This is a genomic window from Nostoc edaphicum CCNP1411 (assembly GCF_014023275.1).
Classification (GTDB): Bacteria; Cyanobacteriota; Cyanobacteriia; order Cyanobacteriales; family Nostocaceae; genus Nostoc; species Nostoc edaphicum_A.
On the sequence record NZ_CP054698.1, the window covers coordinates 6,975,103 to 7,001,540 of the forward strand.

Below are 26,438 nucleotides of genomic sequence, written 5' to 3' on the forward strand. Positions count from 1 at the left end.
GCAAATTTTGCATGATATAGATATTTCGATGTCTGCACTCTACCCTTTGACAGCACCATCAACTCCATAAAGCGTCCGCGAGGAATTTCTACAATGTGCTCATAAAGACGAAACCATAACTCATAAGGGTATTCGTCAAGTAATTTAAGGAGGAGAAAAGGAAAAAACGGAAGAAGTAGAGGAAATAATGGGTCATGAATTCCACAGCAGGAGGATGGGGTAATTTCCCCTGATCCCTGCCTCTTCGTTGAAAGCCGCAGGCTGTTTCCAGGTGTTGACATCTATCGAAAGTCATAGAATATTTTGACAATAGTCTAAAATGACACATATTTCAAATATTGATAATTATTCGCTATTAATTACAGGATTGCCAAATGCCACAATTCCTAGTAATGTAAGAAAGTCTAAATGAAAATAACTAGCAATATTAAAGCTTGCATGGCTGACTTACTGATTTCGCCCTGTCTTACCTAGAGCAGCATTCAGACCTGTTCAAGATTTTTCCCAATTGAATTAGATAATTCTGTAAAAACACCACCGTGAGCAAGAAAGAGGTATGTTTGTTTAAGGTTTGGTAAGTGGGTTTTTAAACTAAGATACCTACAACAACTGACTCAAACCCTTGTTCAGCCAGGAGTGAGTGTGAGATTAATTTTGCCACTATATGTTTGCCTGCATCTGATCAACTAAGGCGTAATAATGATTCAAGTTCTCAATAGCTTTCAACAAATTCCCTCTCAGTGTGCGACTATCGTTGATATTCTGCGCGATCGCAGCTGCAACATGCCGCAGACACAAGCCTTTACTTTTCTTGAAGATGGAGAGAATCAGGAATTAACACTGACTTACCATGAATTGGATCGCCGCAGTCGGGCTGTAGCAACTCAACTCCAAGCTCTTGGTTTGAGTGGGGAACGTGCCATATTACTGTATCCTCCTGGACTGGATTACCTAATAGCATTTTTTGGTTGTCTATACGCTGGAGTCGTGGCAGTTCCAGCTTATCCGCCTCGTAATCAACGTAAAACGCCCAGAATACAAGCTATTAGCATAGATGCACAGGCAAGTGTTGCTCTCACCACAACAGCAATGCTCCCCACATTACAATCAATACTCACACCACAAACAAAACAGGGAAATTTTCACTGGCTGACAACTGACAACATCGCACCGGGTATAGAAGATTCTTGGCAACAACCTGCAATTAATGGGGATACACTAGCCTTTCTGCAATACACATCGGGTTCTACAGGCACGCCAAAGGGAGTCATGCTCAGTCATGGCAATCTGCTGCATAATGCTGCCGTAACCTACCAAATGATGGAACATTCGCCTAGCAGTAAGTTTGTATCCTGGCTACCTGCTTACCATGATATGGGGTTGATTGGTGGGATTCTGCAACCTTTATATGGCGGGTTTAGTTGCATCTTAATGTCGCCAACATCTTTTCTGCAACGACCTTACCGCTGGTTACAGTCGATTTCCCGCTACAAAGGCACAACGAGCGGTGGTCCCAACTTTGCTTATGAACTGTGTGTTCAAAGGATTACTCAAGAACAAAAAGAAACTCTCGACTTGAGTAGTTGGAGTGTTGCGTTTAACGGTGCTGAACCAGTCCGACAAGAAACTCTTGAGCAATTTGCAACCACTTTTGCAGAGTGTGGCTTTCATCAGCAAGCATTCTACCCCTGTTACGGTATGGCGGAAGCAACTTTAATAGTTTCTGGTGGGAGCAAAACAGCCTTAGCTCAAGTCAAAACTGTAGAGAAATCGGCACTTTCACAGAACCAGATAATTGAAGCAACCGCCCAGAGTCAAGATATCCAAAGCTTTGTCAGTTGCGGTGAAACTATTCCTCAACAGCAAATTGTCATCGTTAACCCTGAAAGATTAACTCGCTGTTCATCAGATGAAGTTGGCGAAATCTGGGTATCTGGACTAAGTGTTGGTCAGGGTTACTGGAATCGAACAGAAGAAACAGAGCAAACATTCCACGCCTATCTGAAAGACACAAAAGAAGGGCCGTTTTTACGGACTGGTGACTTAGGCTTTTTGGAGAATGGAGAGCTTTTTATTACAGGTAGAGCAAAAGATTTAATTATTATTCGCGGTCGCAACCTTTACCCGCAAGATATAGAATTAACCGCCCAAGGCAGCCATCCATCCTTACGTGCTGGTGCGAATGCAGCATTTACACTAGAGGTTAACAACGAAGAAAGGCTCGTAGTTGTACAAGAATTAGAGTTTCGCGCCAAGCCAGATTTAGCAGAAGTAGCTAGGGCAATTCGGCAAGCTATTACTGAAGAACATGAGGTACAAGTTTATGCAGTGGTTTTAATTAAACCAGGTAGTATACCCAAAACTTCCAGTGGTAAGATTCAACGTCGTGCAACTCGCGCTCAGTTTCAAAATGGTGAACTGAATGTAGTTGAAAGTGACATTCTCAAGATTAGTGATATTGCCAGAAACAAAACTCAATTACAACGTTCTGAACTTTTGGTGCTTTCCCTAAGGGAGTGTCAACCGATTTTAGAATCATATTTGATTGAACTTTTGGCGGGAGTACTTTCAATTGCAACAGATGATATTAATCCACAAGAACCATTAAGCACTCTGGGACTTGATTCTTTAAAAGTATTTGAGTTGAAAAATCGGATTGAGGTTGATTTAGAGGTAGAAGTATCCGTAGCAGACTTCTTTGAAGGAATGAGTATGCGATCGCTCATCACCAAAATACTGGCTCAATTCACAGCAGAAGCTTTCATCCCTTCAAAGTCTCTTAGCCAAGTTCAGCCAGCTGATGTATATCCCCTATCTTTTGCCCAGCAGCGACTATGGTTCCTTGACCGATTAGAACCAGGCAACCCAGCTTACAATATTTCCTTAGCTGTTAATCTCAAAGGTCAGCTTGACATTAATTTACTAGAACAAAGTCTGAATGAGATTATCCGGCGACATGAGACTTTAAGAACCACATTTACAACAGTCAACGGACAGCCAGTACAAATTATTGCTTCTTCCCTAAAATTATCTTTATCAGTAATAAATATAGAATTACAGAGCAATGTTGCAGTTCAAAAATTATTGACTCAAGAAAGTCAACGACCTTTTGACCTAACGCACGGGCCATTATTACGTGCTAAAATTTTGCGCCTAGCACAGCAAGAGTATATTCTTTTGCTGGAGATGCACCACATCATCTCTGATGGCTGGTCTACTGAAGTCTTTTTACAAGAGATTGCATTACTTTACCAAGCATTCTTAACCAGAAGTGCTTCACCTTTAGCGGAAATTTCTATTCAATACAAAGACTTTGCACACTGGCAGCGACAATGGTTAGAAGGGGAAGTTCTGGAAACCCAACTCTCTTATTGGAAGCAACAACTTGAGGGTATACCAGCAGCATTAAAACTACCTACTGACCGACCAAGACCGGCGGTGCAAACCTCACACGGCGCTCAACAATCTATTGAGTTGCCCAAAACTCTGCTAGACCAACTCAAAGCGATCGCTCGTCAAGAGGGTGTAACTTTATTTATGTTGCTACTGGCAGCATTCCAGACTTTCCTCTATCGCTACACAGGACAAAACGATATTCCAGTCGGCTCACCAATTGCTAACCGTAACAGTGATGAATTAAAAGGGCTAATTGGCTTTTTCGTCAATACTTTGGTGTTACGTACTGACCTTTCTGGTAATCCTACATTTCAAAATTTACTTGGTCGTGTGCGAAGCGTGGCTTTAGAAGCATATAAACACCAAGATTTAACCTTTGACCAACTAGTAGAAGCATTGAATCCAGAACGAAACGTCAGTCACACCCCTCTATTTCAGGTGATGTTCGATTTCCGGAATGCTCCACCTCTACCAGAAATGCCCGATTTAGTTGTCAGTCAATTAAAAGTAGAAAATGAAACGGCACAATTTGATTTGAGTCTATCTGTGGAGGTTGGGCAAGGGCTGATGGTGTCATTTGAATACAACACTGATTTATTTGATGCCACTACCATTGCTCGAATGCTCGAACATTTTCAAAACTTGCTCTCAGGGATTGTGGCAAATCCTCAAACTAAACTTTCCGACTTGTCACTATTGACAAAAAAAGAACAACATCAACTTCTTATAGAATTTAATCAAAATAAATCCCAAATTCAAAATCCCAAATTCAAAATAAAACAGTGTATTCATCAGCTTTTTGAAGCACAGGTAGAGCAAACACCGCATGAAGTTGCAGTAGTCTTTGCTCAAAACCAATTGAAATATCAGGAGTTAAATCAACGTGCTAATCAGCTAGCACATCATTTACAAAGACTGGGTGTAGGGCCAGAAGTTATGGTTGGTATCTACATGGAACGCTCTGTGGAAATGGTGGTAGCAGTCTTGGGCGTCCTCAAAGCGGGAGGTGCTTATGTGCCTCTAGATCCCGTCTACTCCCATGAGCGGTTGGCATTCATGTTGAAAAATATGCAAGTGTCAGTTTTAGTAACCCAGAAGTGGCTACTGAAAAATCTCCCAGAACACCAAGCCAAGGTTGTTTGTCTAGACTCCAACTGGGAGAATATTTCCCAACAGAGCAACGAAAATCTACTCCATCAAACAACTCCTCAAAACCTAGCTTATGCAATCTACACTTCCGGTTCTACAGGGATTCCCAAGGGAGTGATGGTTACTCATGGCAGTTTAGTGAATGCCTATCTTGCTTGGGAAGATGTCTACTCACTTCGCTCTGTAGCTACAAGTCATTTGCAAATGGCAAGTTTTTCCTTTGATGTTTTCACTGGAGACTTCGTTCGGGCTTTATGTTCCGGTGGCAAACTAGTACTTTGTCCACGGGAATTTCTATTGCAGCCAGATCGACTTTATGCATTGATGTGTTCCGAACGAGTCAACTGTGCTGAGTTTGTGCCAGCAGTACTGATGAACTTAGTTCAGTATTTGGAAGAAACTCAACAATCTGTTGACTTTATGCGAACGCTAATTATCGGTTCTGATAGCTGGTATGTTAATGGATATCATCAAGTCAAGCGTTTTTGTGGTCATGCAACCAGATTAATTAACTCCTACGGTGTTAGCGAAGCCACCATTGATAGCTCATATTTTGAAACTACTACAACTAATTTACAGATGGAGCGACAAGTACCAATTGGTCGCCCTTTCAACAATACTCAAATATATCTATTAGACCCAGAACTACAGCCTGTAGCCATAGGAGTTGCCGGCGAAGTTTATATTGGTGGAGTCGGATTAGCTAGAGGTTACTTTAATCGCCCGGAATCGACCGCCGAAAAATTTATTCCTCATCCATTTAGCCAGGAATCGGGCGCACGCTTATACAAAACTGGAGACTTAGCACGGTACTTAGAGGATGGAAATATTGAATTTTTAGGTCGGGAAGATTATCAAATAAAAATCCGAGGTTTTCGGATTGAGTTGGGAGAAATTGAGGCAGTATTAAACCAACATCCAGCGGTTGAGAAAGCTGTAGTTCTTGCTCAAGAAGATGACCCTGCTAACAAACGCTTAGTTGCTTATGTGGTACAAAATTCCGAACCAGAAACTACAGCAGAATTAATCTCAGGAAAGGAATTAAGCAGCCAGCAGGTGTCGCAGTGGGAAGGTGTATTTGACGAACTTTATCAAGATACTGCTGATGAACAAGCATTAAAATTTGATATCAAAGGATGGAACAGTAGTTACACAGGACAACCAATACCAGAAGCAGAAGTACGTGATTGGGTAGAGCCAACAGTCGAGCGAATTTTGTCTTTACAACCAACCAAGGTATTGGAAATTGGTTGTGGTAGCGGTCTAATGTTATTTCGGATAGCTCCTCATTGTCAGCAATATTGTGCAACAGACCTCTCAGAGAAAGCTTTGCTGAATCTGAAGCATCAGATGACAATGCTAGAGCAGAAACCATCAGAAGTGACTCTCATCCACAGAGGTGCAAATAACTTTGAGGGTGTAGTGGCTAACAGTTTTGATGCTGTTTTGATAGTTTCTGTAATGCAATATTTTCCTCGTATCGACTATCTACTGCAAGTGTTAGAGAACGCCGTGAATGCAGTAGCACCAGGAGGTTTTATCTTTCTGGGAGATATTCGGAGCTTACCTTTATTAGAAGTATTCCATACATCTGTCCAATTCCATCGATCGCCAGATTTTCTCTCAAAAGAAGAGTTACAACAACGGGCAAAAAAACAATTATTTGAGGAGAAACAGTTAGTTATTGATCCAGCTTTCTTCACAGCCTTAAAACAACACTTGCCTAAGATTAGTCATGTAGAAATTATTCTGGAACGTGGTTATCATCAGAACGAACTGAATAAATTTCGTTACGATGTGATTATCCATATTGGAGATGAAATGCCTCTGTTAGATATCCCTTGGCTAGACTGGGAAAAACAAGAGTTAACAATGGCATCAGTCCACCAAATGCTTGTAGAAACTACACCTACTATTTTAGGTATTGCTCGTATTCCGAATGCTAGAATTGCAAAAGATATGCAGATTTGGCAGTGGTTAACTTCTCCTGGAGGGGCTGCAACTGTAGGAGATATGAGACAATTCCTGGACAAAAACAGTGAGTGTCAAGGAATTGAGCCGGAAGATTTTTGGGCATTAAGCAAAGATTTGCCTTACTCCATCGATATTACTTGGTCAAGCTGTGGAGATAATGGTCGTTACGATGTCATATTCAGACGAGAGCCAGCAGTTAGGACAACCCAGTTTGAAACTACTCATAATGCAAAACATCGTCCTTGGCGAGATTATACAAACAATCCCTTACAGGCAAAATTTGCCTTAGAGTTAGTACCACAACTGCGCGATTTTTTGAGTAAAAAGCTGCCAGAATACATGATACCTGCAAATTTCATGCTTCTGGATGTTCTACCCCTGTTACCTAACGGTAAACTTAACCGCCGCGCCTTGCCTTCACTAGATGTTTCGGTAGCTAGAAATACCCTCCATACACCACCAGAAACGGAAGTAGAGCAAATGATTGCCACTATTTGGCAAAATGTTTTGCATGTTGAAAGAGTAGGGATTCACGATAATTTCTTTGATTTGGGAGGTCATTCGTTATTAGTGGGTCAAGTACATTCTCAATTGCGAGAAAAGTTAAATCGAGACTTATCAGTAGTAGAAATTTTTCAATACCCAACTATCAGCTTGTTGGCAAAACATCTTAGTCAAGAGCAACAAGAGCAACATTCTTTTGAAGAACTTCATAATCGCTCTGAAAAACAGAAATTGGCTTTAAACCGGCAAAAGCAAGCTCAAAAACCTCGTCGAAATCGATAACCGTCGTTTTTGCCAATATTTTGAGGTACTACCATGTGGGAGTTATTTATTGAGGTATCAGGCAAAAACCTTGAAAAAACGATAACAGTGGGTCACACCACAGTCAATGAGTGGAATTTTGAAATGGTTTTATATGTAGCAAGCGAGATAAATCTAATAATAGGTAACTTTTTGGGATTGTTGTTGGAATTTCCTTGGTTGCGTAGAGTCGCATTGGCTAGCCATTTGCTCTAAAAAAATGTGTAATTAATGAGGTAAAGGTAAGAGTAATGAATAGTTCCAATTCAATACAAGCGATCGCAATTATTGGGATGTCGGGAAGTTTCCCCGGTGCTAATAATATTGAAGAATTTTGGGAGAATTTACGCTCTGGAGTAGAATCAATATCTACTTTTACAGATGCAGAATTAATCGCCTCTGGAACTGATCCAGAATTACTTAGTAATTCTCAATATGTGAAACGTCTTGCTATATTAGAAAATATAGATTTATTTGATACTTCATTCTTCGGATTTAACCATAAAGAAGCAGAAATTACAGACCCACAGCATCGTTTATTTTTGGAAAATGCATGGGAAGCATTAGAAAATGCTGGCTATGACTCCCAACGTTGCGAAAATCGGGTTGGAGTTTATGCTGGTTCTAGTTCAAATAATTATTTATCACTTAACTTAAATAGCGATTGTGCTGGTTCGGCTAGTAGCTTCCAAAAGGGAATCGGCAACGATAAAGATTTCCTCGCTACCCGTGTTTCTTATAAATTAAATCTCACAGGCCCAAGTCTGACAGTCCAAACTGCTTGTTCTACTTCCTTAGTAGCTATTTCTCTAGCTTGCCAAAGTCTATTAAATTACCAATGCGATATGGCTTTAGCAGGTGGAGTATCTATTCACATTCCCCAAAAAACAGGCTATTTGTATGAAGAAGGGGGGATTTTATCACCTGACGGTCACTGTCGCGCCTTTGATGCTAAAGCACAGGGAACTGCGATCGGTAATGGTGTGGGTATTGTGGTTTTGAAGCGATTAGAAGATGCCTTGGCTGATGGTGACTGCATTCATGCTGTTATTAAAGGTTCAGCAGTCAATAACGATGGTTCGCTGAAAATTGGTTATACAGCGCCTAGTGTGGATGGTCAAGCAGAAGTTATTGCTGAAGCGATGATGCTGGCGGGTGTTGAGCCTGAGACAATCAGCTATATTGAAGCGCATGGTACTGGCACACCTTTAGGCGATCCCATTGAAATTGCCGCACTCTCCCAAGTTTTTCGTAACAGCACTGAGAAGAAAGGCTTCTGTGCTATTGGTTCAGTTAAAACAAATATCGGTCATCTAGATACAGCTGCCGGCGTAACAGGACTGATTAAGACTGTTTTGGCTCTCAAACATCAGTTAATTCCACCAAGTTTGAATTTTGAGCAGCCCAATCCCCAGATTGATTTTGCAAATAGTCCCTTTTACGTCAATACAAAATTGACAGAGTGGAAAACGAATGGTGTTCCTCGTCGTGCTGGTGTGAGTTCCTTGGGTATTGGTGGGACTAATGCTCATGTCATTCTAGAAGAAGCACCAGTGCTGGAACCGTCTAGCCTTTCTCGTCCCTGGCAGTTGTTAGTACTTTCTGCCAAAACTGACTCAGCTTTAGAAACTGCAACAGAAAATCTGGCTAATTACCTCCAGCTACATCCTGATGTGAACTTAGCGGATGTTGCCTATACCCTGCAAGTGGGGCGTGGTGAATTTAATCATCGTCGCGTGCTGGTGTGCCAAGATATCGAGGATGCAACCAAAGCCTTAAGAAATCCGCAAAGAGTTTTGACTCGCTTAGTTGAAAATGGCGTTCACGTTGGCGCAGCCTCTCGTAGAGAAGTGACTCCGCAGGAGTATCGCTCCATTGCTTTCATGTTCCCCGGACAGGGCGCTCAGTATGTGGATATGGGTAAAGAACTTTACCAGACTGAGCCGATTTTTAGAGAGCAGATCGATTTGTGTTGTCAATTGCTGCAACCTCATCTAGGGGTGGATCTGCGTTCAGTTATTTATCCCACCGAATCTGAGTCAAAAGCCGCAGCCGAAAAACTACAACAAACTGCCATCACCCAGTCTGCATTATTTGTGGTTGAATATGCCTTAGCTAAGTTGTGGATGTCTTGGGGAATTTCTCCCAGCGCAATGATTGGTCATAGCATTGGCGAATATGTTGCAGCAAGTCTAGCTGGTGTATTTTCCCTGGAAGATGCTTTAGCTTTAGTGGCTACCCGTGGGCAACTGATGCAACAACTTACATCTGGTGCTATGCTTTCGGTTTCGGAATCAGCAGCAGAGATTAAAAATTTACTAAATGAAAATTTATCTTTAGCCGCCAGCAATGCTCCTTCTTTGTGCGTCGTTTCCGGAACCCATGAAGCTATAGATGTAATTCATGAAAAACTCACAGCATTAGGTATAGAGTGTCGCCGTCTCCATACTTCCCACGCCTTTCATTCTGCGATGATGGAACCCATTATTGAGCCATTCATCAAGGAAGTTAAAAAAGTCCAACTAAATCCTCCTCAAATCCCTTTTGTCTCTAACGTCACAGGGATTTGGATCACAGCAGAGCAAGCTACAGATCCCAATTACTGGGCAAGCCATTTACGCCATACGGTGCAGTTTGCAACAGGCATTTCTGCGCTACAGCAAGAGCCAAATCGTATTCTCCTAGAAGTGGGGCCGGGACGCGCTTTATGTACTTTTGCTCAAAAGCATTCAGATATTGTAGGACTGTGTTCATTACGGCATCCAAAAGAAAAACAGTCGGATGTCACATTTTTACTGAATACACTAGGCAAACTCTGGTTATACGGAGTACAGATAGATTGGTCGGGATTTTATACCAATGAACGCCGTTATCGTCTTCCTTTACCCACCTATCCCTTCGAGCGACAGCGTTATTGGATAGAAGATTATAAACAAAAACAGGATAAGAGTTTTAAACCTGCATCATTTGGCAAAAAGCCAGACATTACAGACTGGTTTTATTTACCTTTATGGAAACAGTCTCTACCTCTTGTAGAGAAGTCAGAATTGACAGTAAAAAAATATAGCACTTTAGTTTTCATTAACGAGTTGAGCTTAAGTTCTCAATTGGTGAAACAACTAGAAACACACAATCAAGATGTAATTCTTGTGAAAATAGGTGCAAAGTTCGCCAAGTTGAGTGATTACCAATACAGCCTCAATCCTCAACAAAGCAGTGACTACGATATTTTGTTTCGCGAACTGTACGCACAAAAAAATCTCCCAACAAAAATTGTTCATCTGTGGAGCGTTGCGTCAAATAATTATGCAGGTTCAGAATTAGAATGGCGGGAAGAAATTCAATCGCAAGGGTTTTATAGTTTACTATTTATAGTTCAAGCTATAAGTAAAATAGATACCACAAATAACTTGCAAATTACAGTTATTTCTAATAATTTACAAGCAGTGACCGGAGAAGAAAGTCTGTGTCCTGAAAAGGCAACTTTGCTCGGAGCAATCAAGGTAATTCCACAAGAGTATTCAAATATTCGATGCCGAAACATTGATATTTTTATTCCCTTAGAAGAAAGTTCACAAGAAGAAAAACTAACAAATTTTCTCCTGAAAGAAATCATCATTCCTACTTCTGATTCAGTTATTGCTTACCGTGGTAATCATCGATGGGTGCAGACTTTTGAACCTATCCAATTAAATAAATCTAAAAAAGAAACACCACAATTAAGAGATAAAGGAGTTTATCTCATCACAGGTGGTCTTGGAGAAATTGGATTTATCTTAGCAGAACATCTAGCAAAAACCGTCAAAGCTAAACTAGTCTTGACAGGACGTTCAATAATTCCTCCCAAAGACGATTGGTCAAAATGGTTAAAGAGTCATGATGAACATAATCCAATTAGCTGCAAGATTAAGAAATTGCAGGAATTAGAAATATTAGGATCTGAGGTTTTGGCAATCAGTGCTGACGTGGCTAACTTTGAACAAATGCAAGAAGTCTTTGTGCAAGCAGAGTTACGATTTGGTCAAATAAATGCTGTAATTCATGCTGCTGGCATAACTGAAGGAAAATCATTTTCATTTATTGAACAGACTAGTAAAATTGACTGTGAGCAGCAGTTTCAACCAAAAGTATACGGATTGTTAGTATTAGAAAAAGTTTTAAAAAATCAAAAAATTGATTTTTGTTTATTAATGTCTTCTTTATCCTCAGTTTTAGGAGGATTAGGATTTATTGCCTACTCTGCGGTTAATAATTTTATGGATGCCTTTGTGCATCAATATAACCAAAGCAGTTCTATCGCGTGGACAAGTATTAATTGGGATGGTTGGTACACCATAAAAGAAAGTCAGCAAAATCAATCACATCTTGCTACTGGATTGGCAGATTTGGCAATTAAGCCAAATGAAGGTATGGAAGCTTTTCAAAGAATTTTGAATTGTAGTTACATCAATCAAATTGTTGTATCCACCGGAGAACTACAAACGAGAATTAATCAATGGGTTGATTTAGCCTCTTTTGAGGAAAAAACAGTTAGCCAAAAAACTAATTTATTACTTCATCCCAGACCTAATTTACAAAATCCTTATGTTGCTCCCCAAAATGAAATTGAGCAAAAGATTGCTGTTATTTGGCAAGAACTCATTGGGACAGAACAAGTAGGTGTTTACGACAACTTTTTCGAGTTGGGTGGTGATTCCCTCCTAATGGTGCAGGTGCGGAGTCGGCTACAAGCAGCTTTCAATTGTAATATTTCAACAGCTGAATTATTTGAATATCCCACCATTAGTACCTTATCAAAATATTTCAGCCGACAAAATAATAAACAACCAGCTTTTGAACTAGCCCAGGAACGTGCCAAGAAGCAAGATATGGCAATTGCCGAAGAAATTCAGCTGATGAAGCAAAGAAGGAGAGTATATGAGTAATCGGTTAAAAGGCATAGCAATAATTGGCATGGCAGGTCGGTTTCCTGGGGCCAAAAACGTAGCTCAGTTTTGGCAAAACTTGTGTGATGGTGTCGAGTCGATTTCATGCTTCAGTGATGAAGAGTTGTTAGCTTCAGGTGTAGAACCTGATTATTTACGCGATCGCAATTATGTGAAAGCTGGGTTTGTCCTAGAAGATATCGAGATGTTTGACGCTTCATTTTTTGGCTTTTCTCCTAGAGAAGCAGAACTTCTCGATCCTCAGCAGCGAATTTTTTTAGAATGTGCTTGGGAAGCATTGGAAAATGCTGGTTATAACCCAAAAGCAGACAACAACTTAACCGGTTTATATGCTGGGGGAAACTTAAGTACTTACTTGTTCAACAACCTTGCTTCACACCCAGACCTGCTGAAATCGCTAAATCTGCAAATTACCCTTGGCAATGATAAAGACTTTATATCTACACGAGTGTCCTACAAATTGAATTTGAAGGGGCCAAGTGTAAATGTTGGCACAGCTTGTTCTACTTCTTTAGTAGCTGTTCATCTGGCGTGTCGAGGATTACTAAGCTATCAGTGCGATATGGCACTGGCCGGAGGCATTGCCATCCAAATTCCGCAAGTAGAAGGTTACTTTTATCAAGCTGGAGGAATGGCTTCTGCTGACGCTCACACTCGTGCCTTTGATGCTAAGGCCCAAGGCGGCCCTTTTGGTAGAGGCGTGGGGATTGTGGTCTTGAAGAGATTAGAAGATGCCGTAGCAGATGGCGACTATATTTATGGAGTGATTAAAGGTTCAGCTATTAATAACGATGGTGCAGTCAAAGTCAGCTACACAGCACCAAGTGCCGTCGGTCAAGCAGAAGTGATTGCCCAAGCTCAAGCGATCGCCTCTTTCGATCCTGATACAATTACCTACATTGAAACTCATGGCACTGGTACAGCCTTGGGCGACCCAATCGAAATTCGAGCGCTAGATAAAGTGTTTCGTGCCGGAACCAGTAAGAAAGGTTTTTGTGCGATCGGTTCCGTCAAACCTAATGTTAGCCATTTGAATACAGCAGCTGGGGTGACGGGCTTAATTAAAACAGCTTTGGCTCTAAAGCATCAACTAATACCACCCAGCTTGTATTTTGAAGAACCCAATCCTGAAATAGACTTTGCCAACAGCCCTTTTTACGTTAATACCCAACTATCTGCATGGCAAACAAACGGGACACCACGCCGCGCTGGGGTCAGTTCTTTTGGTCTTGGGGGGACTAATGCTCATGTTGTTTTAGAAGAAGCCCCTGGAGGGGAGGAGGGGAGCAGAGGGGCAGGGGAGCAGGGGAGAAACTATCAATTGCTGATAGTTTCTGCTAAAACTGACTCTGCTTTGGAGACGGCGACTACAAATTTGGTTAATCACCTGCAACAGCACCCAGAAATTAACCTTACAGATGTCGCTTATACATTGCAAGTCGGGCGACATGGTTTGAGCCATCGGCGGACAGTTGTTTGTCAAGATACTCAAGATGCGATCGCAGCTCTCCAAAATCCCAAACGAGTCCTCACTAGTACTCAGGACATGAATGAGCGCCCAGTAGCCTTTATGTTTACTGGCTTGGGAACTCATTATGTAAATATGGGTTCTGAATTATACCAATTTGAACCAACTTTCCGCGAACACCTGGATCGCTGTTGCTCTTTATTTGAACCTCTGTTAGGTCTTAATCTCAAAGAAGTTATTTATCCTGCTTCCTCCGCCAAGCAAGAAGCAACACAAGAAAAATCAGGTATCGATTTACGCCAAATGCTTGGTCGTGGTACTCAATCACCAGATCCCACTGCCCAAAAATTAAATCAGACCTATCTCACTCAGCCAGCACTGTTTGCCATTGAGTATGCTTTAGCTCAATTATGGATATCCTGGGGCATTCGTCCAGTAGCAATGATTGGTTACAGTATCGGTGAATATACGGCTGCAACTCTAGCAGGAGTATTGTCTCTAGAAGATGCAATTACTCTTGTTGCCAAAAGAGCGCAAATGATTCAAGAGTTGCCAGGGGGAGCAATGCTAGCAGTTCCTTTGACAGAGTCAGAAGTGCAACCTTTCTTGAGTGAAAACCTTTCCTTATCAGCAGTTAATGGCTCATTCCAATGTGTACTTGCGGGAACTACACAGGCTGTAGAGGAATTGGCACGTGAATTGAGTGGTAAAGGGTTAGCCTGTCGGCAATTGCAGACTTCTCATGCTTTTCATTCTCACATGATGGAGGCGATCGCTGACTCTTTCACCGAATTGGTGCAAACTATCAGTCTCAAACCACCGCAAATTCCTTATATATCTAACGTTACCGGAACTTGGATTACAGCAGAGCAAGCCACAAATCCAAGTTACTGGACGCAGCATCTATGCCAACCCGTGCGCTTTGCTGATGGAGTAAATCAGTTGTGGACACAACATAGTCCAATTTTATTAGAGGTGGGGCCAGGACAAGCATTAAGCAGTTTGGCGATGCAATGTTTAGATAATGTTTCTGATGAAAATAAAACAATATTATCCTCGCTGCGCTATGCTTATGAGCGACAGTCAGACGTTGCTTTTATCCTCAACACATTAGGACAACTATGGCTTGAAGGAATCAAGATAGATTGGTCGGGATTTCATACCCATGAGCGCCGACATCGCCTTCCCTTACCAACATATCCCTTTGAGCGACAAAGATATTGGATTGAACCACAAAAATTATTACCTGCACAAAGAAATTTCCAGCCCAAGTTAACACCATCAGAGCTTTGGAAATCTTTAGTAGAAGCCGGTCAACTCCAAGCTAGTATAGGAGCTTTAGAATTTGACGAGCAAATTTCTCAAGAAAAAAGGAAGTATTTTGATAGTTTATGTATTGCTTATATTAATCTTACAACAACACACTTAGAAGCTTTTAGCAATCCCACTAAAAAGTATTCTTTAGACGAGTTACTTGACCAATGTCAGATTATTTGTTCCTATAAAGAACTGTTCCATCGATGGCTGGAAATATTGGTAGAGCAAGGTCAGTTGCATGAAGAACAAGGGCTATTTACTAACTTCTTACCAATATCAACAGACTTTGTGAATGAGCTTTTGGTAGAAGTTAGAGCCAAATGGGCAGACACACCGCAACAAATAGATTTGCTGCAACTGTATGGCGAAAATATGGTAGCTCTGCTGACTGGGAAAAAAGAACCACTGGAGTTTCATGTTTCTACCTTATTAAAGTCAGGAGAATTTTCAGTCCAAGAATTGGCTGAAAATAATTACTACAACTCAATCATGCGGGTATGCTTAGAACAGGTGTTAAAAGCACTACCACCAAAAGTTAATCTGAGAATTTTGGAACTTGGCGGTGGAACTGGTACTGGCACGACAGAGTTATTACCTATATTGCCATCAGAGAAAACTAACTATACTTTCACTGATGTAGGAGGATTTTTTCTGAATGCAGCTAAGAAGAAATTTAGCGATTATCCATTTATTGAATACCAATTGCTAGACCTTGAGCGATCGCCACAAGAACAAGGATACTCAAGCCACAGCTTTGATGTAATTGTAGCTTTCCAAGTGCTGCACGTCGCTCGAAATATTGGAGAAACTCTCGATCGCATTCGCTCTTTACTCGCTCCTGGAGGTTTACTTCTCTTTTGGGAAACAACTCAACCCCGCTTGGAATTTGAGTTCATTGACGCGCTGCTGATGAATCCCATAGAAGACGCAGAAAGCAAGCGCAATATGTGCAATCCCTTTTTATCCAAAGAGCAGTGGCAACAAGAACTCAAATCTCATGATTTTGTGCAGGTGACAGCTTTCTCAGAATTCGCACCTTTTACAGACCACATAATTGTCGCTCAGGCATCTTCGTCAGCAACGCGCGAAGTACCAGCAGCATTTACAGCATTACTTGAAGCAGACAAGACGCATGAAGTTCCATTTGGCAAAAAGTCCAACGTTGCTGACTGGTTCTACATCCCTTCATGGAAACGTTCGCTACCACCACAATCAAAAGGTCAGGTCAAAGAAACTGAACGCTGGTTAGTATTTGTTGATGAGTATGGATTGGGCGCTCAAATTGTGAAGCGACTCGAACTTGAAGGTCATGAGGTAATTACCGTCACAATTGAAAAACAATTTGGCACTACGAATGAATCTTCAAGAGAACATCTGGGCAAGCGTGCATATACAATAGCACCCCAACAACAGGATGATTACAACACCCTACTCAAAGAACTCCGCACCCAAGACTTAATACCACAAAGAATAATTCATCTGTGGAGTGTAACCCAGTCAGAATTTGCAGACTCTAACACAACACCAGGATTCCAAAGTTTATTATTGTTGACACAAGCGCTAGGAAAACAGAATTTCACAAATGAGCTACAGATTGCAGTTATCTCCAACAATATGCAAGCTGTAACTGGAGTTGAAAATCTCTGCCCAGAAAAAGCAACACTCCTTGCACTTGTTAAGGTCATCCCACAAGAATATTCAAATATTAAATGTCGTAGCATTGATGTTGCTATTCCCTCACTAGGAAGTTGGCAAGAAGAAAAATTTGTAGAACAACTATTGACGGAACTCCAAGCCAATTCCTCTGACTCAGTTATTGCTTACCGTGGTTTGGAACGTTGGGTGCAAACCTTTGAGTCTGTCCAATTAGATGCAAACGTCCCCGCAACACCCAAATTAAAGGAAAAAGGAGTCTACTTAATTACTGGTGGACTGGAAGACATCGGACTTGTAGTAGCCGAACATCTAGCAAAGACAGTACAGGCAAAACTGCTGATTTTAGAAGCTGAAGATTTTCCCAACCGACCGGATTGGTTAGAGTGGCTGACAACTCACGATGAGCAAGATAACATCAGCCGCAAAATTCGGAAAGTGCAAGAACTGGAAAATCTGGGCGCAAAAGTCTTAATCAAGAGCGCTGATGTAGTAAATTTAGCACAAATGCAAAGTGCGATACGCGAAGCGTCAAGCCTCTGGCTTATCGCTCAAACACAAGAACAGTTTGGCCAACTCAACGGGATATTCCACACAGCTAAGATACCTGTAGAGAATTTATTCACTTATATTGCAGAGATAAACCCAACGCAGTGCAAACAGCAACTTCAGCAAGAAATACAAAGACTCTTAGTATTAGAAGAAGTTTTGCAGCCTCAAAACCTAGACTTTTGTCTACTGATGTCTTCATTAACCTCTATTTTAGGGGGATTAGGCTCTGTTACCAACTCAGCAACAAGTCTTTTAATGGACACTTTTGCTTACCAACATAATCAGAAAAATCCTGTTCCTTGGATGAGTATTAACTGGGACACATGGCAATTTGAAGCAGGAAATCCACCAATCTCGACTAATACAAGTTTGACTGAATTCGCCATCAAACCTTTAGAAGGTATTAATGCCCTCGAAAGGATTCTTTTGTGGAGTCAATATCATCAAATAGTTGTCTCAACTGGTAATTTAGAATCGAGAATTGACCAATGGATTAAATTAAAGCCTTTACAAGATAAAACTCCTTCCCAAAAAGTTACTTTATCTTCTCGTCACTCTAGACCGAACTTAAAAAATGCATACATTCCTCCTAGTAATGATGTCGAGCAGAAACTAGTTGAAGTTTTTCAAGAGTTACTGGGTATAGAACCTGTAGGTATTCATGACAGCTTTTTTGCTTTAGGGGGAGATTCTCTAACGGGAACTGTACTCATTTCTCAGCTTCGCAAAATTTTTCAAATAGAACTACCTGTTCGTTCTCTTTTTGAAGCTCCTACTATCGATGAATTAGCTTTGGTGATTGAAGAAATTCTCATAGAAGAGTTAGAACAATTATCTGGGAATGAAATAAGTGTAACTAGGGAGATTAACAAAACTCTTGATGTCCAATTTTCAAACTAGATTACAAAAGTTAATCATTGCAGGATAAAATTATGAAAATTCAAACTGTCGGTGTTGTCGGAGCAGGTGTGATGGGAATTGGATTAGCCCAAAACCTCGCTCAAAGTGGCCATCACGTAATTTTAGTAGATATTTCCGAAGAAATTCTGGAATCTGCTAACAAGCAAATCAGAAATAATATCCGTTTTCAAAGCTTTTTCAATAAAAATGAAAAAGTAGATAATCCTGATTACATTCTGCATCAAATTAAATTTTCCACAAATTATAAATTTCTTGAAGATACAGAATTTGTGATTGAAAATGTCACCGAAAAGTGGGATATTAAAAAGGGAGTATACGCGCAGCTTGATGCGATTTGTCCAGAAACAACTATATTTGCGGCTAATACATCTGCAATTCCTATTACTCGCATTGCTTCATTAACTAAGCGTGCTGATAAAGTGATTGGTATGCATTTCATGAACCCGGTTCCCATGAAGCCGATGGTTGAAATGATTCGCGGGTATCACACATCCGATGAAACAATCTCAACAGCTAAAGAATTACTGGCTCAGATGGGTAAAGAAAGTATCCTCGTCAATGATTCGCCAGGTTTTGTTTCTAACCGAGTTCTGATGTTGACAATTAATGAAGCAATTTTCTTGCTACAAGACCAAGTTGCTTCAGTGGAAGAAGTGGATAGAATTTTTAAAACCTGTTTCGGTCATAAAATGGGCCCCCTAGAAACTGCTGATTTAATTGGATTGGATACGATTCTTTTTTCCATTGAAGTTTTGTATGAAAGTTTCAATGACAGCAAATATAGACCCTGCCAATTACTAAAAAAGATGGTAGATGCTGGGTTATTTGGTCGCAAGAGTGGGCAAGGTTTTTATACTTACAATGGAGCAATTTGAAATTAGATATTAAGACAAACTCCTTAGCCATTCTGAAACTCAAGGTTAATTGAAAATATGTCAGAAACACAAGCAAAAATTAGAGAATTTTTAGCCCGATTTTTCCGTAATCATGATTTGCAGTTAGATGAAGATATCTTTGCACTTGGTTTTGTCAATTCCATGTTTGCTATGCAACTTGTCTTATTTATCGAACAAGCATTTCAAATTACTATTGACAATGAAGACCTGGATCTTGATAACTTCAGAACTATAAATTCTATGACTCATTTAATTGAGCGGAAAACAGCTTTAGTTGCATAAAAATGAGTCAATATAAAACTTACAATCATTTTCACCAAATAAGTAATCATCATGAAAATTGAGTTGACATCTCAACAAAAAGATGATAAATCTAAGTTTAGAGGTTTCGTCAATCAAGAAATTGTCCCTCATGCAAATTACTCCGACCAAGAAGAGTGTACTTCCCCAAAACTTATAGAAAAGTTTGCTCATCAAGGATATTTGGGTGCTATCTTACCCGAAGAATTTGGTGGACAAAATATGGATATCATCACCTATGGTCTTCTGAATGAAGAAATTGGACGGGGATGTTCTTCTTTGCGGAGTTTGCTCACAGTTCATAGCATGGTTGCTTCTGCTCTTTGCCGATGGGGTAATAAGTCTCAAAAAGAATATTGGCTGCCAAAATTATCATCTGGTGAAGTTATAGCTGCTTTTGCCTTAAGTGAACCTAACGTAGGTAGCGATGCCAAAAGTATAGAAACCACGGCAACACTTTCTGGTGATTCTTATGTTTTAAATGGAGAGAAAAAATGGATTACCTACGGACAAATTGCAGATGTCTTTTTGGTATTTGCCCAATGTTCGGGGAAACCTTCTGCTTTTTTAGTTGAAAAGAATAGTCCAGGACTTTCAATACAACCTATTTCTGGAATGTTGGGTGTTCGAGCTTCAATGCTCGCTCAATTAAACTTTCAAGATTGTCGAATTCCTCAAGAGAATCTGGTAGGCAGATTGGGTTTTGGTTTATCTTATATAGCTTCTTCTGCATTAGATTATGGAAGATATAGTGTGGCATGGGGTTCTGTAGGTATTGCTCAAGCTTGTCTAGAAGCCTGCATTCAGTACACAAGCGAACGAAAGCAGTTCGATGTTTATTTAAAAGAACACCAATTAATTCGGCAAATGATTACCGAGATGATAGTCAATGTCAAAGCAGCAAGATTACTGTGTTATCAAGCTGGCTACCTCAAAGAAATTGGCGATCCAAATTCGATAACAGAGACTTCAATCGCCAAATATTTTGCATCTACAACAGCAACTAAAGTCGCAAATGATGCCGTACAAATTCACGGGGCGAATGGTTGTACTAATGAATATTCGGTTGCTAGATATTTGCGAGATGCCAAAATTATGGAAATCATTGAAGGAAGTACACAAATACAACAGATTACCATCGCTGATTATGGTTATCAGGAGTATATCTCAAAACATGCTTCCATCGTCTCTCAAAACTTACTGGCAATGATGTGAGAATATGATTAGCACAAACATTGAAATTTCAAATGATCAGCAAGTCGATAAAAAAGCTATCAAATGTGTAGTTTGGGATTTAGATAATACGCTTTGGGATGGTGTTTTGTTAGAGGATGACTGTGTTTCATTGCGAAACGAGGTAGTCGATATTATCAAAGCATTAGATGACCGAGGTATTTTGCAGTCTATTGCCAGTAAAAATGACTATGCCAAAGCAATGGAGAAAATCCAGGAGTTTGGGCTACACGAATATTTTCTCTATCCCCAAATCAATTGGAACCCCAAATCAAGTTCTATTCAAGAAATTGCTAAGTCACTTAATCTTAGTATAGATACATTTGCCTTTATCGATGACCAGTTATTTGAACTTGAAGAAGTCAATTTCTCACTTCCTGAAGTACTTTGTATTAATGTAACTGATTTAACATCTATCTTAGATAAACCAGAAATGAATCCTCGTTTTATTACAGAAGATTCAAAACTGAGAAGACTAATGTATATTAGTGATATTGAACGAAATAATTCCGAGAAAGAATTTATTGGTACTCAAGACGAGTTTTTAGCTACACTTAATATGACTTTTACTATCTCTAATGCTCAAGAGGATGATTTACAAAGAGCCGAAGAGCTAACAGTCAGAACCAATCAATTAAATACAACTGGATATACATATTCATATAACGAACTGAATAATTTTCGGCAATCTGAGCAGCATAAAATACTGATTGCTACTTTAGAAGATAAATATGGCAGTTATGGAAAAATTGGACTAGCTCTTGTGGAATGTGGAGAGCTTGTGTGGACTCTAAAACTTTTGCTGATGTCTTGTCGGGTTATGTCCAGAGGTGTCGGCACAATTATGCTAAATCATATTATGACATTGGCTAAGAATAATAATGTTCATTTGCGGGCTGAATTTGTTTCAAATAATCGTAATCGAATGATGTATATATCTTATAAGTTTGCAGGTTTTCAAGAAATTAATAAAAGTGGAGACTTGCAGATTTTAGAGAATGATCTATCCCGAATCCAGCCTATCCCTGAGTATGTCAAGGTCAAAGTTATAGATTAAAAAGCATTGCTAGTTCTTGTAGTTTGACAAGGGGGATTATGGATATAAAAAAAGATGAAATTTTAAAACGACGGTCAAAGCTTTCACTCGCTCAACAGGAGCTTCTCAAAAAGCGATTGCGGGGTGAAGTTGACTCTCACTCTCAATTAGAGGTTATTACAAAACGTTCTCAAATAAGTCCTGCTCCCCTATCCTTTGCCCAACAACGGCTGTGGTTTCTCCAACAGTTAGATCCCGATAATCCTTACTACTGTGAACTAGCATGTGTACAGCTGGTAGGTGCGCTGAATGTAGATGCGTTAGAGCGAAGTCTGAACGAGATTGTGCGACGCCATGAAGCGTTACGTACTACTTTTGAAATACTCGAAGAACAAGCAATTCAGGTTATTCATCCGACTGTAACTGTGACACTGCAACTGGTGAATTTGCTCTCGATGCCAGAAGCTGACCGACATGCAGAAGTTGAGCGGTTAACAACAGAAATAGCTGAAAAACCTTTTGATTTAGTAACTGGCCCGTTGCTGCAAGTCATGCTGCTACAAACAGGTGTCGAAGAATACTTGCTGCTGTTCACGATTCACCACATTGCTGTTGATGGTTGGTCTATAGGAGTGTTAATCCGTGAATTAGCAGTACTCTATGAAGCCTTTTCCACCAGCAAAACATCTCCCCTCCCTGATATTGCTATTCAATACGCAGACTTTGCTATTTGGCAGCGTCAGTGGCTACAAGGCGAATTACAAAAGACGCAACTTAATTATTGGAAGCAACAATTGGCTGATGCTTCTACTTTGGCTTTGCCCACAGATCGCCCACGGCCGGCAGTCCAAAGCTTTCGAGGCGCAATTGCTTCTTTTGAGTTATCAGCAAGCCTAACTGATATGCTCAGATCCCTGAGCAATCGGGAAGGAGTAACTTTGTTTATGACGCTACTAGGAGCATTTCAAGCTTTACTGTGCCGTTATACAGGGCAAGAAGATATTTGTGTTGGCTCCCCAATTGCTAACCGCAACCAAGGTGAGATTCAAGGGCTGATTGGTTTTTTTGTAAATACCCTTGTGCTGCGGACTCATCTTTCTGGTAATCCAAGTTTTTTAGAATTGTTGAATAGAGTGCGCGAGGTATGCGTGGGTGCATACGCTCATGCAGATATACCTTTTGAGCAATTGGTGGAAGAACTTCATCCAGATAGAAATCTCAGTCAGATGCCCTTGTTTCAGGTGATGTTTGCCTGGCAAGAAGACACTCAAAAGGAACTAACACTACCTGGTTTGACTCTGAATTGGCTCCCGACGCACGGCCAGACTGCTAAATTTGATTTAACGCTGCATCTAGTAGACGCACAGCCAGAGTTGCGGGGGTTTTTAGAATATAATACCGACTTGTTTGATGCTGAAACCGTTATTCGGATAGTAGAGCATTTTCGTAATTTGCTAGAGGGGATTGTTGCAAATCCACAAGCAAGATTATCTGACTTACCACTATTGACGGCTGAAGAGTTACATCAGCAGCTAGTGGAGTGGAATAACACTCAGGTTGAATATCCTGAACAACAATGTATTCATCAGTTGTTTGAAGCGCAAGTAGAACACACACCTGATGCGATCGCAGTAGTATTTGAAGATAAACAACTAACCTACCGCGAACTGAATGCTAGAGCCAATCAACTAGCGCACTATCTGAGAAAGCTGGGAGTAAAATCAGAGGTACTGGTAGGGATTTGTGTGGAGCGATCGCTCGATATGGTCATCGGTCTATTAGCCATCCTCAAAGCAGGTGGTGCTTATGTACCTCTAGACCCTGGTTATCCCTTAGAAAGAAAAGCTTTTATACTCAACGATTCTCAAATGCCAGTGCTGCTGACTCAACAGCATATAATGGCAGATTTAGCTACAAATGGAATTAAAGTAATTTGTATAGATACTGATTGGCAAACTATCAATCAACAAAAAAATGAAAATCTAATTACTACAACAACTGAATTAAATTTAGCCTACATTATTTACACATCAGGTTCGACTGGTAAACCCAAAGGAACTTTAATTACCCATCAAGGATTAGTTAATTACTTGAGTTGGTGTACCCAAACATATTCAGTAAAACAAGGAGTAGGAACTTTAGTTCATTCACCTTTGGGTTTTGACTTAACAATCACCAGTCTTTTTCCACCTTTATTAGTTGGTCGTACAGTAGAATTACTATCAGAAAAACAAGGCATCGAAGCCCTTGATAAAGCTTTAAAGAAAAGCTCAAATTTAAGTTTGGTGAAAATTACCCCCGCGCACTTAGATTTGCTTAAGCAACAGTTATCTAAGGAAGAGATAGCAAATAAAACTAGAGCTTTTATTATTGGCGGCGAAAATTTATTAGCTCAAAGCATCACCTTCTGGCAAGATGTAGCTCCAGGTACAATATTAGTAAATGAATATGGGCCTACAGAGACAGTAGTTGGTTGCTGTATTTATCAGGTTCCAGTCGGTAAACATTCTACAGGGTCTATACCCATTGGTAAAGCGATCGCTAATACCCAGTTGTATATTTTAGACCAATATTTGCAACCAGTACCAATGGGAGTACCGGGTGAATTGCATATTGGTGGAGTTGGACTAGCCAGAGGTTATTTAAATCAAGCTGAATTAACAGCCCTTAAGTTTATTCCCAATTACTTCAGCGATAAGAAGGGCGACCGCCTTTATAAAACAGGTGATTTAGCCCGCTATTTACCAAGTGGAGATATTGAATATATAGGTAGAATTGACAACCAAATAAAAATTCGAGGATTTCGCATTGAACTTGGAGAAATTGAAGCAGTTATCACTCAATACCCCGCAGTGCGAGAAACTATTGTTGTAGTACGCTCAGATTTAGCAGATTCTCAACGGATAGTTGCATATATAGTGCCTCAAAAAGATCAAATACTGACAATTTATGAACTACGGAGCTTCTTGGAGTCGAAGTTGCCAGACTACATGATACCAGCAACTTTTGTCACATTAGAAGCACTACCACTCACACCCAATGGTAAAGTTGACCGTAAAACACTACCTGCACCAGATACAGCACGTCCAGAACTCGAAAAAGCTTTCATCGCACCTCAGACAAGCGTTGAAAAACAATTGGCTGTTATTTGGACACAAGTACTAGGTTTAGAAAAAGTAGGTATAAACGACAACTTTTTTGAATTAGGAGGGGATTCTATCCTCAGCCTTCAAATAATATCTAAAGCAAACCTTGCGGGGCTGCACCTAACTCCTAAGCAATTATTTCAACACCAAACCATAGCTAAACTAGCTGCTGTCGCTGGCACAATTCAGAAAATTTCAGCAGAACAAAACCTAATCACTGGTTCGCTAGAGTTAACACCTATTGAGCATTGGTTTTTTGAACAAGAGCAACCAGAACCGCACTACTGGAATCAAGCGGTAATGCTAGAAGTCAAAAAGCGCATTAACCCTATAGTTTTAGAAAAAGTAGTAGAAAATTTACAAAAGCATCATGATGCGCTACGTTCACGATTTATAAAAAATGAATTAGGTCTTCAAGCGATTATAGTCAGTCCTGACAATGTAATACCAACAACATATTTAGACTTGTCAGCACTACCAAAAGATCAACAAGTGGCACAGATGGAAGCAATGTCGGTTCAGCTACAAGCCAGCTTGAACTTGACACAAGGCCCATTATTTAGAGTTGCTCTTTTTGACCAGGGTGCAAATCAACCAAGTCGCTTACTTTGGGTGATTCATCACTTAGTGGTTGATGGAGTTTCTTGGCGAATTTTAATAGAAGATTTTCAAACAGCTAAAGAGCAAATTTGTCAAGACAAAGCACTACAACTGCCACTTAAAACAACTTCTCTTAAGCAGTGGTCTAGTTATCTACAAGAATATGCACAATTGCCTGCATTACGTTCGGAGCTAGAATACTGGCTGGCAATAAAGCAACAACCTGTTAGACCTATACCCATAGATTTTAGTTATGGGAACAATCTAGAAAAATCAGCTTGTACTTTGACTGTATCGCTGAATGAACAAGAAACTCAAGTTTTATTGCAACAGCTGCCAGCGGTATATCAGACGCAAATTAATGATGTGTTGTTAACTGCACTTGTGCAAATATTTAGCCAATGGACAGGAGAAACTTCATTACTAATTGACTTAGAAGGGCATGGTCGAGAAGAACTATTCGAGGATGTAGATTTATCGAGGACTGTGGGTTGGTTCACAACTATCTTCCCGGTACATCTGAGTCTTGACAGTGCTTTCGACTCGCCAGGAAAAGCCCTCAAATCAATTAAAGAGCAGCTAAGAACGATTCCAAATCGAGGTATTGGTTATGGAGTCTTGCGCTATCTCAGTGGAGATATGGAAATTAGGAAACAATTCAGTTGTTTGCCAAAAGCTGAAGTGGTTTTTAATTATCTAGGACAGTTTGACCAAGTTTTACCAGAATCGTCTTTATTTGGCTTTGCTAACGAATCAAGCGGTTTCAGTCGTAGTTTGCGAAGTCAACGAACTCACTTGCTGGAAGTTAACGGTGGTATTTCTCAAGGACGCCTGCAAATCAACTGGACTTACAGCAATCAGTTGCATCGGCAAAGCACAGTTGAAATTCTTGCTCAAGGGTTTATTGAGGCATTGCGATCGCTAATTATTCATTGTCAATCTCCCGATGCAGGAGGCTTTACTCCTTCCGATTTCGCAGATTTTCAGCAAAGTCAATGGGATCAAAGGGATCTTGATGCCATTACAGCAGCTATAGGAGATATTTAA

At 40.3% G+C, this 26,438-nt stretch carries 9 protein-coding genes; all 9 read left to right on the top strand.

The window, feature by feature from the left end:
- Positions 1 to 699 precede the first annotated feature (699 nt).
- Genes HUN01_RS32150 through HUN01_RS32190 form a run of 9 tightly spaced genes read left to right on the top strand, consistent with a single transcriptional unit; the run spans position 700 to position 26,438 of the window.
- Complete coding sequence (locus tag HUN01_RS32150; RefSeq protein WP_181929564.1) at positions 700 to 7,305, top strand: non-ribosomal peptide synthetase; 6,606 nt, start codon at positions 700 to 702, stop codon at positions 7,303 to 7,305.
- A 33-nt stretch (positions 7,306 to 7,338) separates the two neighbouring features.
- Positions 7,339 to 7,539, top strand: coding sequence for a hypothetical protein (locus HUN01_RS32155; RefSeq protein WP_181929565.1), 201 nt, complete (start codon positions 7,339 to 7,341; stop codon positions 7,537 to 7,539).
- A 35-nt stretch (positions 7,540 to 7,574) separates the two neighbouring features.
- Positions 7,575 to 12,248: a type I polyketide synthase gene (locus tag HUN01_RS32160; protein ID WP_181929566.1), complete on the top strand. Its 4,674-nt coding sequence runs from the start codon at positions 7,575 to 7,577 to the stop codon at positions 12,246 to 12,248.
- Positions 12,241 to 18,159: a type I polyketide synthase gene (locus tag HUN01_RS32165; protein ID WP_181929567.1), complete on the top strand. Its 5,919-nt coding sequence runs from the start codon at positions 12,241 to 12,243 to the stop codon at positions 18,157 to 18,159. The genes HUN01_RS32160 and HUN01_RS32165 overlap by 8 nt, the downstream gene beginning before the upstream one ends.
- Positions 18,160 to 18,191: 32 nt before the next feature.
- Positions 18,192 to 19,055, top strand: a complete 864-nt coding sequence (locus tag HUN01_RS32170; RefSeq protein ID WP_181929568.1) for a 3-hydroxyacyl-CoA dehydrogenase family protein — start codon at positions 18,192 to 18,194, stop codon at positions 19,053 to 19,055.
- A gap of 57 nt (positions 19,056 to 19,112) precedes the next feature.
- The gene (locus HUN01_RS32175) at positions 19,113 to 19,358 is read left to right on the top strand and encodes an acyl carrier protein (RefSeq protein ID WP_181929569.1); all 246 of its coding nucleotides are present in this window, start codon (positions 19,113 to 19,115) and stop codon (positions 19,356 to 19,358) included.
- A 51-nt stretch (positions 19,359 to 19,409) separates the two neighbouring features.
- Positions 19,410 to 20,591: an acyl-CoA dehydrogenase family protein gene (locus HUN01_RS32180; protein ID WP_181929570.1), complete on the top strand. Its 1,182-nt coding sequence runs from the start codon at positions 19,410 to 19,412 to the stop codon at positions 20,589 to 20,591.
- Between the two features lie 4 nt (positions 20,592 to 20,595).
- Complete coding sequence (locus HUN01_RS32185; RefSeq protein ID WP_181929571.1) at positions 20,596 to 21,666, top strand: HAD-IIIC family phosphatase; 1,071 nt, start codon at positions 20,596 to 20,598, stop codon at positions 21,664 to 21,666.
- 38 nt (positions 21,667 to 21,704) lie between these two features.
- A complete protein-coding gene (locus tag HUN01_RS32190; protein ID WP_181929572.1) occupies positions 21,705 to 26,438 on the top strand; it encodes a non-ribosomal peptide synthetase in 4,734 nt (1,577 codons plus the stop codon).

What these genes read in the sequence shown, in the direction of transcription:
- HUN01_RS32155 (WP_181929565.1), top strand. Translation starts at nt 7,339, where the DNA reads ATGTGGGAGTTATTTATTGAGGTATCAGGCAAAAACCTTGAAAAAACG.
- HUN01_RS32150 (WP_181929564.1), top strand. Translation starts at nt 700, where the DNA reads ATGATTCAAGTTCTCAATAGCTTTCAACAAATTCCCTCTCAGTGTGCG.
- HUN01_RS32185 (WP_181929571.1), top strand. Translation starts at nt 20,596, where the DNA reads ATGATTAGCACAAACATTGAAATTTCAAATGATCAGCAAGTCGATAAA.
- HUN01_RS32170 (WP_181929568.1), top strand. Translation starts at nt 18,192, where the DNA reads ATGAAAATTCAAACTGTCGGTGTTGTCGGAGCAGGTGTGATGGGAATT.
- HUN01_RS32180 (WP_181929570.1), top strand. Translation starts at nt 19,410, where the DNA reads ATGAAAATTGAGTTGACATCTCAACAAAAAGATGATAAATCTAAGTTT.
- HUN01_RS32160 (WP_181929566.1), top strand. Translation starts at nt 7,575, where the DNA reads ATGAATAGTTCCAATTCAATACAAGCGATCGCAATTATTGGGATGTCG.
- HUN01_RS32165 (WP_181929567.1), top strand. Translation starts at nt 12,241, where the DNA reads ATGAGTAATCGGTTAAAAGGCATAGCAATAATTGGCATGGCAGGTCGG.
- HUN01_RS32190 (WP_181929572.1), top strand. Translation starts at nt 21,705, where the DNA reads ATGGATATAAAAAAAGATGAAATTTTAAAACGACGGTCAAAGCTTTCA.
- HUN01_RS32175 (WP_181929569.1), top strand. Translation starts at nt 19,113, where the DNA reads ATGTCAGAAACACAAGCAAAAATTAGAGAATTTTTAGCCCGATTTTTC.